At 30.0% G+C, this 12393-nt stretch carries 11 protein-coding genes; 9 read left to right on the forward strand and 2 right to left on the reverse strand.

The annotated features are described in order from the left end of the window. Positions 1-25 precede the first annotated feature (25 nt). The 5 genes from BN2409_RS11820 to BN2409_RS11845 all read left to right on the forward strand — a co-directional run bounded on the left by BN2409_RS11820 (position 26) and on the right by BN2409_RS11845 (position 6299). Positions 26-574 (forward strand): phage portal protein, encoded by a 549-nt coding sequence (locus BN2409_RS11820; RefSeq protein WP_199873012.1) that lies wholly within the window; start codon positions 26-28, stop codon positions 572-574. 60 nt (positions 575-634) lie between these two features. Then, a protein-coding gene (locus BN2409_RS16920; protein ID WP_110942847.1) for an IS3 family transposase occupies positions 635-1782 on the forward strand; the annotation gives its coding sequence in 2 pieces (ribosomal slippage) (positions 635-896 and positions 896-1782; 1149 coding nt in all). Positions 1783-2480: 698 nt separating this feature from the next. Continuing rightward, positions 2481-4268: a group II intron reverse transcriptase/maturase gene (ltrA, locus tag BN2409_RS11835; protein WP_110943100.1), complete on the forward strand. Its 1788-nt coding sequence runs from the start codon at positions 2481-2483 to the stop codon at positions 4266-4268. 196 nt (positions 4269-4464) lie between these two features. Then, the gene (locus BN2409_RS11840) at positions 4465-4974 is read left to right on the forward strand and encodes a hypothetical protein (protein WP_053956835.1); all 510 of its coding nucleotides are present in this window, start codon (positions 4465-4467) and stop codon (positions 4972-4974) included. Between the two features lie 38 nt (positions 4975-5012). Further along, positions 5013-6299 carry a CCA tRNA nucleotidyltransferase gene (locus BN2409_RS11845; RefSeq protein ID WP_242847958.1) on the forward strand — a complete coding sequence of 429 codons (1287 nt, stop codon included), beginning with the start codon at positions 5013-5015 and terminating at the stop codon, positions 6297-6299. Between the two features lie 70 nt (positions 6300-6369). Here the strand turns inward: BN2409_RS11845 and BN2409_RS11850 are convergent, their stop codons facing one another. Further along, positions 6370-7752 (reverse strand): permease family protein, encoded by a 1383-nt coding sequence (locus tag BN2409_RS11850; protein WP_053956836.1) that lies wholly within the window; start codon positions 7750-7752, stop codon positions 6370-6372. 622 nt (positions 7753-8374) lie between these two features. Between BN2409_RS11850 and BN2409_RS11855 the strand changes: the two genes are divergently transcribed. From BN2409_RS11855 to BN2409_RS11870, 4 genes are all read left to right on the forward strand, one after another. Further along, positions 8375-8668, forward strand: a complete 294-nt coding sequence (locus BN2409_RS11855) for a YhdT family protein (protein ID WP_053956837.1) — start codon at positions 8375-8377, stop codon at positions 8666-8668. A 19-nt stretch (positions 8669-8687) separates the two neighbouring features. Next, entirely contained in the window at positions 8688-10181 is a 1494-nt protein-coding gene (panF, locus tag BN2409_RS11860; protein WP_053956838.1) for a sodium/pantothenate symporter, read from the forward strand. 111 nt (positions 10182-10292) lie between these two features. After that, entirely contained in the window at positions 10293-11333 is a 1041-nt protein-coding gene (locus tag BN2409_RS11865; protein ID WP_053956839.1) for a nucleoid-associated protein, read from the forward strand. A gap of 12 nt (positions 11334-11345) precedes the next feature. After that, entirely contained in the window at positions 11346-11783 is a 438-nt protein-coding gene (locus BN2409_RS11870) for a hypothetical protein (RefSeq protein WP_053956840.1), read from the forward strand. A 130-nt stretch (positions 11784-11913) separates the two neighbouring features. On the opposite strand, the gene BN2409_RS11875 is transcribed toward BN2409_RS11870, so the two are convergent. Next, positions 11914-12390, reverse strand: a complete 477-nt coding sequence (locus BN2409_RS11875) for an aminotransferase class III-fold pyridoxal phosphate-dependent enzyme (RefSeq protein WP_053956841.1) — start codon at positions 12388-12390, stop codon at positions 11914-11916. Positions 12391-12393: the final 3 nt, after the last annotated feature.

Raw genomic sequence — 12393 nt, forward strand, 5'->3', positions numbered from 1 at the left:
GTCGGATAACATAATAACAAATGATATGTTAAACATGATGTTTGATACTTTTAATAAATTGCAGACAGCAAAAGATTATCAATATGGTAAAAAAATGAAATATTATAATGGTGAGCATGATATTGTTAGAGATTATAATATTTTGAAAGGTAGTAAGAGAAGTAATGAAATCATAATAAGTAATTATATTCAAAAATTCGTAGATGAAGAATCCTCATATGTAGCTAGTAATCCTATATGCTTTACAAGTACAACTAAAGACAATTTACATATAGATACTTTATATAGATATATTAAAGGATTTAGCAAGAATTGTTATCTTAATTTATTAAGACATGTTGGAATTTTTGGAGAAGCATATAAACTACTATATTATGTTCCTTCGAGTGTTGCAGGGGAAAAATATATTTTAAAATCTAAAATATACAATCCCTTAAACTCATTTATTATAAAGAATGATTTTGATGAGATTGAATATTTCTTCTATATATATAGTAAAAATTTCTTTGATGATAGTAAGTATATAGATTTGTATACAAAAGAGAATATATATACATATGTCCTGCTATACTAAAGTTGTAACACCTAACGCTAGTTTGATGTTATAATTCAAACATAGAAAAGGAGTTGCAAAATGGCGAATAAAAAATATGACCCAGAATTACAAAAGAAAGTATTACGTCTTTATCTTGAAGAAGGTCGGACTGTAAAAAGCTTAACTGAAGAATATAATTTAGGGAATGGTACATTGAGATATTGGTTAAACAAGCACCGTGAAGAATGCAAGACAAATACTGATTTAAAAGAAGAAACAGATTCTTATATTGAAATTCAAAAGCTGCGTAAACAGCTGGAAGAACTTGAAAAGGAGAATCGTTTTCTAAAAAAGGCGGCTGCATTCTTCGCGAAAGAAATCGATTAAAAATTTATGAATTCATAAAAAAATACTGCAATGAATTCGGTTTACGATGGCTATTATCCAAATTTAAATTATCCCCTAATGCCTATTACAATTATCTTAAAAAGAGAACACAAAAATATTTTAAACACAAAGCTCAATTAAAAGAATTAATTGAGACAATTTATCATAGTAAAAATGGTACTGTAGGTTATCGCATGATAGCAGATTTACTTAAATTAAGTAATGTATCATGCAGTTATCCCACGATTTATAAGTATATGAAAGAGCTAAATTTAAAAGCTATAATTATGAAAAAGAAACAAAAATATATAAAAGGAAGTATTCATAAAACTTTTAAAAATCTCTTAAATCAAGATTTTACTGCTTCCAAGCGAAATGAAAAGTGGTGTACTGATTTTACCTATCTTACATTAAGCAATGGTCAGAAGCGTTATAATTGTAGCATCATAGATCTGTATGACAGAAGTGTAGTTGCAACGTTGAACAGTAAATGGATTGATTCAAATTTAGCTATAGATACGTTGAAAATAGCATTAAAAAATAACCTAATCAAAAATAATTTAATTTTGCATAGTGATCAAGGAGCGCAGTTTGCTTCAAAAGAATTCGTAAAATTCTGTGAATCTAAGGGTGTCACACAAAGCATGAGCAAAGCTGGTTGTCCTTATGATAATGCAGTTATGGAACGATTTTATAATACATTTAAAAATGAACTTATTAAACAATATCGTTTTGATACTGATCAGCTTCTCAATGAAGCTGTTAATGACTATGTTTATGAATGGTATAATTTTTCAAGACCACATTCGCATAATCAAGGAAGGACACCCTTCGAAGCTAGGTATGGAAATCAAAACTAGCACATAATGTTACAATTTTACTTGACCAGAACAGAATATCCTAATTTTCTAGATGATAAGAGTGTAGTATTAGCAGTTACACTAGCTTTTTTCGATAAACAATCCAATGTGCGACTTGTAAGTAACTACTTCCAACAGTCGTCAGTCCTTATAGAGATATAAGGTGTCACAGTTATCGTGATATTCCTACTCGAAACTGCATACTAAGTAATTGGTATGTGGGTTGCATGAGAGAAAGTCTAAGTATTGAGTAATTCCAATGAAATACGGGCGAGGGAAAAAGTAGTATGGTTAACGTTAAGTGAATATCTATAATCATCGTAAGCATAGATAAAGGAAATGGAATTGATACCTTTAGCATGAGTCAAGAAAAAGAGAATGTTGGGACTCTTGTGTGATAACCTAAATACTCATCGGTGTATTGGATAAACCTAACCTACTTGTATCTGACAGTAGTTAAACAAGGTAAGCCCTATAAAGTCATAGGAAACTATGTAGGTCAACCGTAAGGGAGATACAATTCTTTAGAGGGTAGAGGATTTCTAAATAAGCTAATGCCAGTAAGTCGAAAGACAAAGGGAATGGAAATAACCTACTGGATAGTACCCTATGGTACAACTTGAAAGAGTGCTGACTTTAGATTGGTTCACAACATTATTAAAACGGAAAGAAGTTAATTTTAAAAGGAGGAGTTAGTGATGAATACTTCGGAAAGAACAATTAAATATGTCTACAGCAAGTCCACGACTTCTCATATATCTGACTTATCGCAGGTTGAATGGGATAAGGTTGAAAGATATGTAAGGAAACTTCAACAACGGATATTTAATGCTGAAAGACAAGGAAATCATAGAAAGGTAAGAGATTTACAAAGATTACTCATTAGAAGTAAATCTGCGTTACTTTTATCTATAAAACAGGTAACTCAAAATAATAAAGGAAAAAGAACTTCTGGGGTGGACGGATACAAAGCCCTTACACCAAAAGAAAGAACTAATCTTTATAACAAAATGGTGAAAGAAACAATTGTATACCATAAACCTAAACCTGCAAAAAGGGTTTATATAGAAAAGAAAAATGGTAAATTAAGACCTTTGGGTATTCCTACAATCAAAGATAGGGTATATCAAAACATAATTAAATTAGCTTTAGAGCCACAATGGGAATTTAAATTTGAACCTACTTCATATGGTTTTAGACCAAAAAGAAGTGCTCATGACTCAATAGAAGCAATATTTAATAAGTTAGCTCCTAAAAAGAAACAATGGATTTTTGAAGGAGATTTCAAAGGATGTTTTGATAATCTTAACCATGATTATATTCTTGAACAATTAGGGGACTTCCCCGGAAAAGATATAATCAAACAATGGTTAAAAGCAGGATTTGTTGATCATAAAGTATTCAACACAACAGAAAATGGAACTCCACAAGGAGGTATAATATCACCATTATTAGCTAACATAGCCTTACATGGCTTAGAAGAAGCAGTAGGTGTTAAATATTATAAGTATAAGAGAAAAGGTGTTGAAGAAATTGAAAATAGAGGTAGCGTAAGTGTTATTAGATATGCAGATGACTTTGTTATAATATGTGAAAAGAAAGAAGAAGCAGAAGGAATGTATGATAAACTTAAACCTTATTTAAAGGATAGAGGTTTAGAACTTGCAAGTGAAAAAACTAAAATAGTTCATATTTCAGAAGGCTTCGATTTCTTAGGATTTAATGTTAGAAGTTATAAAGATACTGATAACAAAACAAAGCTACTAATTAAACCATCTAAAGAAAGTATCAAGAAATTTAAAGCAAAAGTTAAAGATACTTTTAAAGAAAGTCATGGTAAAAACGTAGACCATCTAATCAATAAATTAAACCCTATAATCAGAGGAACTGCAAACTACTGGAAAACAACTTGCTCAAGTGAAATATTCTCGTCTATGGATAGTTATATATTTGGAAAAATAGTTAAATTCCTAAAAAGACTTCACCCTACAAAATCATGGAAGTGGAAAGTTAAAAGATACTTCTATTCAGATGTAACAGGGCAAAGTAAAAATAAATGGATTTTAACTGATCCAAACAATAAACATAGACAATTACAACAAATGGGATGGACTAACATTGAGCGACACACTTTAATTAAGATGAATAATTCGCCATTTAATAAAGAACTTGAAGAATATTTCTTTAAAAGAGATATTAAAGAGTTCAACAAAAACAATATTAAATCAAGACAGAAAATGGTTAAATTCCAAGACTATAAATGCTACCTGTGTGGTTGCCAATTAGTTGACGGAAAAGAGGGGACAGAAATTCATCATAAAGTGCCAAAATCCAGAGGTGGTAAAGATGACATAAAGAACTTAGCATTAGTGCACATATCATGCCACACAGAGTTCCATAGGATATATCCAATAAAGGGAGCAATACCAACTATAAAAGATGTTCTAAGAAATAGAAAGAAATTGAGAGTTATAACTGGACGATAGAATGTAATGTCTTTTAGATAAAAAGTGGGCTTGAGCCGTATGTGGGGAAACTCACAAGTACGGTTCTTAGGGGGGAAGGAAGTAGTGATACTTCTGACCTACCCGACAATTAAGAAGATTACAAAATGCATTAGCAAGAGATCATTATCCACAAGCTGAAAAAGAACAACATATATTAAATAGTATAAATAATCAGATGGCTCATTTTGAAAGAACTTATGCGCAAGAACATGGAATAATATTATATATAGATCAATCGGATAAGGAAGATTATGAAAATGAAATTTTTATGGATATCAACACAAAACATTATCCATTAAGAGATTTTAAAGGCATTTATGCAGAAATGAATAATATAGTAAAAGAATATGGAAAATTAAATCATAGAAATAGGAAAAAAGATGAGTTACATTTAAATAAACATGCTCAACATTTAATTAGATTGTATTTAATGGCAATTGAAATATTAGAAGGAAAAGGAATACATACTTATAGAGAAAATGATAGAGAATTACTTCTATCTATAAGACGTGGAACGTACATGAAAGAAGATGGAAGTTATAGACAAGAATTTTTTGAAATGGTTAATGATTTAGATGAAAAGTTACAATATGCCAAAAAAAATACTGTATTGCAAAAATCTCCAGATATGAAAAAGGTAGAAGAATTTGTAATGGAAGTAAATAAGAAGGTGATTTGCAATTGATCAATAAAAATAAAATCTCAAGTAATGCAAAAATAATAATGGAAAAATTAATTGAGAATGGATATGAATGTTTTTTAGTGGGTGGATGTGTTCGAGATATGTTATTAGGCTTAGTTCCAAAAGATTATGATTTATGTACCAATGCAACTCCTGAACAAGTAGAGACCATATTTGACAAGACCATACCTACTGGAAAAGACTATGGAACTATTACTGTAATGATTGAGAATGAAGGATATGAAGTAACTACATATAGACTTGAATGTGATTATGATGGTAGAAGACCTAAAGTTGTTCAATTTTCTAATGAATTAAAAGAGGATTTGTCAAGAAGAGATTTTACTATTAATTCTATGGCAATGGATATAGAAGGAAATATCATAGATCATTTTGGTGGAAAAGATGATTTATATCATAGGCAAATAAAATGTGTTGGAGATGCAACAAAGAGGTTTAAAGAAGACAAATTGAGAATTCTGAGAGCTTTTAGATTTGCAAGTAGATATAATTTTACTATAAGTGATGAAATAACTCATGCTATTTTGATAGATAATGATATTTCTCATTTAAGTAAAGAACGCCTTAGAGAAGAATTAAACAAAATTATAGTAAGTGAAAAACCTAGTGTATGGCTAATAAAGATGAGGGAATTTGGATTATTAGAACAAATCATACCTGATATTTCTAAATGCTATGATTTTAACCAACATAATCCTAATCATAATAAAGATGTTTTTGAACATATACTATCTGTTATAGATCATATAGAACCAAAGCTTATGTTAAGATTAGCTGCTTTATTTCATGATATAGGAAAACCAAATGTATTTACTATGGATGAAAATGGAATAGGTCATTTTTATTCTCATCATAAAGAATCTTCAAGAATATGTAGAAAAATTATGGTGGATTTAAAATATTCAAACAAGGAGATAGAGTATGTTTCTGAACTAGTCTATCATCATATGGCAAGGTATAGAAAATTAAGATCATCTTCAGTGAAAAAATTTATTAACAAAGTTGGAGTAGATAAATTAGATGATTTATTTAAATTGTTTGTTGCAGATAGAGTAAGCAGTAAGCCACCTTATGATTTTGAAGAAATTTACAGGTTAAAATTTGCATGTGAAAAGATATTAACTGAAAAGCAACCATTAAATGTAAAGGATTTAGAGATTAATGGAAAAGATTTAATCAATTTAGGTGTTCCACCAGGGAAAGAAATAGGAAGAATACTAAATAAATTATTAGAAAAGGTACTAGACAATCCTAAATTAAACCAAAAAGAATTGTTGTTAAATGAGGCACAATTATTTTTAAAATAGTCAAAATAGAAAATACACCTCTTATAGTTTATTTAAAACTAGAAAAGGTGTATTTTTTTAAAAATAATTATTAATTTGTATGTTTACTTACTTGTTTAGATAATTTATATTCAATTAAGAAAAATAAAATAACTCCTGTCAAAAGTCCGTAAGTAGCACCTTCTACAGCTAATACGCAAGCAATGACCATAGCTATTCCTCTTTGTTGATTGTCTTCTAGCATTTTCATACCAATATATCCACAAGCAAAGGCTTGAACTACCATAGTGAGTGCAAAGAAAATACCAAAAGCAGGCTTGATTAATGTAACTAAAGGCATGAACATAACAGCAAGTACAGTAGCTGCTCTAAAGGTACCTACGCCTCCCCAATAAGAAGGTAAGGTTTTATATCCCATTTTGTATCTTTCTGTAATCGTTAAAAGTCCAGATGCCCATAAAGGTCCATTCATAGGAACCCAAGGAGCAAATAAAGCCATAATCATATTTCTTAAAGCAGAAACTAAATTAGAACGAGAAGCATCAAATTCTACTTTTTCATCATCACGAGTAGCTGTTGCATCTGTAACAATTTCTTTGGCTAGAATAAAATCTCCAAAGGCAATAATATAAGCTGTAATTGCCATAGGAATTGCTGCTAAAAATAATTTTAATTCCGGGAATCCTAATCCAAATAGGGTATAATTTTTAAAGACGACTCCAAAATTTATAGGTGTGAAGCCCCATAGAATCTCTGGCTTGGGTAATTCTTTTAATATGTAAGGACCTACAATGATTGCAAAAACCTGAGCAGGGACAATTCCTTGATTTCTTAAAATTCGAATCCATTTGTTGTGACTTGCCATTCTTTCAAAATTTTTTGAAAATAAGAAAAAGTAAGCAAGAATAGTAGATAAAATGATTGTAAGAGGTGCTAGCTTTAATTTTGTATTCATAACATTGATGGCAGCTGAAAGACCTGCACCTAGTATAATTCCTCCTCTAATAGATACAGGAACTAAGCTTATTAATTTTTTCCCAATACCTGTAACACCCATTAAAAAGAATAATAAAGCTACTAATATTTGTAATGCAATCATAGCTTCAATTCGTTCAACACCAATAGCATATTTACTTAGATATCCTATTGTTAAAGGTAAAGCAGGTGTGATCCATCCAGGTACAACAGGATCTCCTAAATGAGCGGGAAGTGCATAACAAATAGCGTTTAATACACCAAATGTAAGAGCAATCTCAAAACTATTAATTCCTAAAACATCCATTGTTACAGCTACTCCTGAGCCTAGACAAGCTACTCCTAAAAACATAGCTGCAAAACATTCTGTCCATTCCCATTCATAATGAATAAGGGGTAGTCTAACTTTAAATGGACCTATAGAAATATATGGCTGTTCTTCTCCATATGATCTTTTGTAGATTGGAAATTTTCCAACAGGAAGTTTTTGATTGTTCATAAATGTATAGCTCCTTTCTATTAGATTTTAGCAATTTACAGTGCAAAAATCATGCCAATATATTACTTTGTTTATAAATATTGGTATTATAAGGAGTTTAGTTCATTTGCTATAAATGTAAAAATATTTTTTATTGTAAATTTGCAACATGGGATATATCCGAATTGACTTAAAATAAGTAAAAAATATCAATTAATACAAAATACATTCACTTATGAAGTGGATGTATTTTTACAACATGATTTGCATTTTAGCATCTAATAAAGAGAATAATATATAAAGGTAGTTACAGATATGAAAGTCTAATGTAAAATTATATAAAAAAAGTAAAATGAATATTGTATTTCAAAAAAAAATATGGTAATATAAATTCGGTTGACATGGAGACAGTCAAACCCACTCATTTTATCCATTTAATTGCATATACCTATAGCAAATTTCTGCTCTGATCTATAAGACAGGGACTGAAGCGGCGAAGGGGAAAATTGTGTCAAAGTATTTTTGAATTTTTTGCATAAGATCATATATTTGTGAAATCTTATGTATGAAGTCATATTTTGATGAAAACCTTTTTATGCCATTTGGTCATAAAAAGGTTTTTTTAATGGAAGGAGGACAGAAGATGAAAGAATATAAAAAAGAAGATTTTGTAGAAGATCCACGTTATAAACAATGTAATAAAGAAGCATTAATGGGGATAGGTCTTGGGATTTTAAATTTAATTTGGTGGTATGCATGGGGATATGGATTAGGATCACAATCTCCTGAAAAGTATACTTATGTATTTGGATTACCTATGTGGTTTTTTATGAGTTGTATAGTAGGAGCTGTTCTTTTTTCAATTCTTACTATTGTTATGGTAACAAAGTTTTTTAAGGATATGCATTTAGATAAAATGGATGAAGATGAAATATAATAAAGAGGAGATAAATTAGATGAATCATATTAATTTTAATGTATTGATTCCTTTGATACTATATTTTATAGGAGTTTTTGCAATCGGATTTTATAGTATGAAATTTGTTTCTAAAGCAAGTCAATCTGAAGGAGAAGAAAATGGATTCTTATCGGAGTATCTAGCAGGAGGTAGAGATCTAGGAGGGTTTGTACTTGCAATGACTCTAGTAACTACCTATTTAAGTGCAGGAAGCTTTATTGGAGGACCAGGAGCAGCTTATACATTTGGAATGGCATGGGTGTTTCTTGCTATGAGTCAAATGCCAACAGGATATTTTACTTTAGCTATCTTAGGGAAAAAATTTGCAATTGTAGCTAGAAAAATTAATGCAGTGACGATTACAGATTTTATTAGAGCTCGTTATAAAAGTGATGCTTTGGTTATGGTTTGTTCCTTATCTATTGTTGCCTTTTTTATTGCAGCTATGGGCGCTCAATGGATTGGAGCAGCAAGACTGATTGAAGGATCTGTTGGAATTTCATATAAAAGTGCACTGATTTTCTTTGCTATAACCGTTTTAATGTATACAACTATTGGAGGGTTTCGTGCAGTAGCTTTAACAGATACATTACAAGGTATTATTATGACCATAGGAACTATAGCATTATTTGTTGCTACCATTCATGCAGGAGGAGGAATTTCTTCTGTTATTCAAAAAATGTATCAAATCAATCCAGGACTCATTACTCCATATAGCATAAAAGAAGGTTTTGCAACAAAGGCGTGGGTTACATCTTTTTGGATTTTAGTAGGATTTGCTGTTGTAGGTCTTCCTAGTGTGGGAATGCGTGCTATGAGTTATAAAGATAGTAAAAGCTTAAAAAGAGGGATTATTTATGGAACGGTAGTTTCTATTGTATTAGTGCTTGGAATGCATTTAATTGGAGCGTTTGGAATTGCAGTAGTACCAGGAATTGATTCAGGAGATTTGGTTATTCCAACTATTACTACAAAGCTATTTCCAGCATGGATTGCAGGGGTTATTTTAGCAGGACCATTAGCGGCTGTTATGTCTACTGTAGATTCACAACTATTGATTGTAGTAGGAGCTATTGTAAATGATGTTTATTCTAATTATATCAATCCTGCTGCAAAGAAAGATAGTAAGAAGATGGCAAAGATCAGCTTTGTAAGTACCATTGTAGTAGGAATTTTAGTGTTTATTACTGCTTTTAATCCTCCACCTATTATGGTATGGCTCAATCTTTATGCTAATGCAGGATTGATATCTACTTTTTTATGGCCTATTTTACTAGGTCTTTATTGGAAGGGTGCCAATACAAAAGGAGCATTTGCATCTATTATCACAGGAGTAGGAAGCTATATTTTATTTAGCAAAATATGGGAAAGACCATTAGGAATGCATACCATCGTACTTCCTTTGGTATTGTCTTTATTTGCATTTGTTATCGTGAGTTTGAGTACAGAAAAACCATCAAAAGAAGTGATTCAGACCTTCTGGGGAATTTAAAAAAGTTTAATCTCTTCCTCTATTTTTAAAAAATAGAGGAATTCTTTTATTCTATAGATAACTATAGTATAATAAAAATAGCTTGAAAGTTGTTTTAGAGGAGAGAAATGTATGAGAAATACGGATGCAGTAATCATTAAAAAAGCAATTGTTCATGTACTAGATCGAAATAGTGATGAACCCATTTTTACGGATTTTGAACAAGAGATACAAGAGGATGTGCATGAATTTTTAGAAAAGCATATTGTTAAATCTTTACAGGATGAAGAAAATAGAAAAGGAAAATTTCGTGGTGGAGTGACAGTTGTGAAAGACGCATGTATGAAAATTTTTACAGATGAACAAGATTTTATAGAATGTTCAAAAGAAATAGCAGCTCACTTATTTAAAGCTATGAAAAGCAATAATAATATTTCTTCTTCTGATTTAGTGATTTGTTTGTATGAATCCTTTGAAAAAAATTACATAGGAATTTTAAAGCTTGATTATAAGAAGTCTTTTATTCATCAAGTGGAATTTGTAGAAGATAAGCTTAAAGTTTCTATTATACCTCAAACCATTAGTTTACCTGGAATGAGTCAGAGACTTCAAAAATGTGCTTTTATAAAAGAAATCAATGAAGACGATGACTATGATTTGATTGTTTTAGATAAACAAAGTTATGGAAATGAGGAAGATGGAGAAATTGCTCAATTTTTTATTCAAAATTTCTTAAATTGCAGTATACTAGTAGATAATAGAGATAAAACAAAGCTATTTAAGAAAGCCACTGAAAAATGGACAAGAAGAAATTTAAAGGAAGATATAGATAAAGCTCAAGAAGTACGTGAAGAAGCTATAAATTCTTTGAAGAATGGTGCAGAAATAGATGTAGAAAAATTTACCCAAAATATATTTGGAAATGATCAAAAAATGCAGGAAAATTTTATTCAACATCTAGATCAAGAAGGACTTCCTTTAGAAAATTTTGATATTGATAAAAAATGGGTAGAAAAAAAAATGAAAAAAAGAACCATCAAAACAGATACAGGCTTAGAAATCAAAGGGGAATATGAAGATATAGAAGACAAAATGAAATTTGAAATCAGAAGAAATGGTGATGGTACTGTAAGTATCATTATTAAAAATGTAAGAAGTTTTCAAGAAAGATAAGGAGGAGAAAAAATGTTGAATTTTCTAGATATAAAAAAACAAAATATAACAGTTTTAAATAAAATGTCTATTCGTATGAATGCTCATTTTATTACAGATACTTCGCAATCTTGGATTTTTAGTAATACAAAAAAAGAAGAGGGGATTTGTGAAGTATATATTCACTACATATCTCCAGAAAATAATAAACAGATGATGATGGAACAACCCTTATGGAAAAGTTATATTGATGAAGAATTAAGAGATGAGTCTACAAAAGAAAAATTTTTTGAAAATATTTGTGAACCTATCATTCATGTAATTATTAATATTCATCATACGTATAAAAATTTATCAGAGGATTTATTTGAATTTGTATATGGAGTGATTCAAAAAAATAATCCTGGGATAGAAGAAATTATTATTGATCGATTTATTTATACAGAGATGATGGAATCAGAAAAAGAATAAGAAATTTTATCAATATGTTTTTTCAGATAACAAAAGGATACATAATATGTTTATATTGTGTATCCTTTTTTATAATACATACGAAATTATGGTCTATTAATAAATTTTTCAAAGAAAGACTTTGTTCTATTTATTTTAATATGTTGTCAATAGCTTTTTTACAAATTTGAGTTACAATATCCATATCCTTTTTTTCTATAATAAGAGGAGGGTTAAAATAAATGACATCTCCAAGGGGGCGTAAGAGAATACCCATTTTAAGAGCTTTCTTATAAATTTCATACCCTATACGTTTTTTACTGTCAAAGGATTTTTTCTTTGAGGTATCTTCTACAAGTTCAATAGCATTAATCAATCCAATACTTCGTATGTCTCCTACATATGGATGATTCGAGAATGTTTCTTGAATTAATTCATGAAAATATTTTCCATTTTCTTTTGCCTTTGCTAAAATATTTTCTTCATCAAGAATATTCAAAACCTCCAAAGCTGCTGAACAGGCAAGGGGATTTCCACAATAAGTATGACTATGCATAAATGCTTTTTGTTCATTATAATCTGCATAAAAGGCATTATAGATATGATCTGTAGTAACTGCAAGGGCCATGGG

This window comes from Inediibacterium massiliense (assembly GCF_001282725.1).
Lineage (GTDB): Bacteria > Bacillota > Clostridia > Peptostreptococcales > Thermotaleaceae > Anaerophilus > Anaerophilus massiliensis.

Bases quoted from the DNA above. Each gene is read 5' to 3' on its own strand.
- BN2409_RS11855 (WP_053956837.1), top strand. From the start codon at position 8,375: ATGAAAGAATATAAAAAAGAAGATTTTGTAGAAGATCCACGTTATAAA.
- BN2409_RS11865 (WP_053956839.1), top strand. From the start codon at position 10,293: ATGAGAAATACGGATGCAGTAATCATTAAAAAAGCAATTGTTCATGTA.
- BN2409_RS11845 (WP_242847958.1), top strand. From the start codon at position 5,013: ATGGAAAAATTAATTGAGAATGGATATGAATGTTTTTTAGTGGGTGGA.
- BN2409_RS11875 (WP_053956841.1), bottom strand. From the start codon at position 12,390: ATGGCCCTTGCAGTTACTACAGATCATATCTATAATGCCTTTTATGCA.
- BN2409_RS11850 (WP_053956836.1), bottom strand. From the start codon at position 7,752: ATGAACAATCAAAAACTTCCTGTTGGAAAATTTCCAATCTACAAAAGA.
- BN2409_RS11870 (WP_053956840.1), top strand. From the start codon at position 11,346: ATGTTGAATTTTCTAGATATAAAAAAACAAAATATAACAGTTTTAAAT.
- ltrA (WP_110943100.1), top strand. From the start codon at position 2,481: ATGAATACTTCGGAAAGAACAATTAAATATGTCTACAGCAAGTCCACG.
- BN2409_RS11840 (WP_053956835.1), top strand. From the start codon at position 4,465: ATGGCTCATTTTGAAAGAACTTATGCGCAAGAACATGGAATAATATTA.
- panF (WP_053956838.1), top strand. From the start codon at position 8,688: ATGAATCATATTAATTTTAATGTATTGATTCCTTTGATACTATATTTT.
- BN2409_RS11820 (WP_199873012.1), top strand. From the start codon at position 26: ATGTTAAACATGATGTTTGATACTTTTAATAAATTGCAGACAGCAAAA.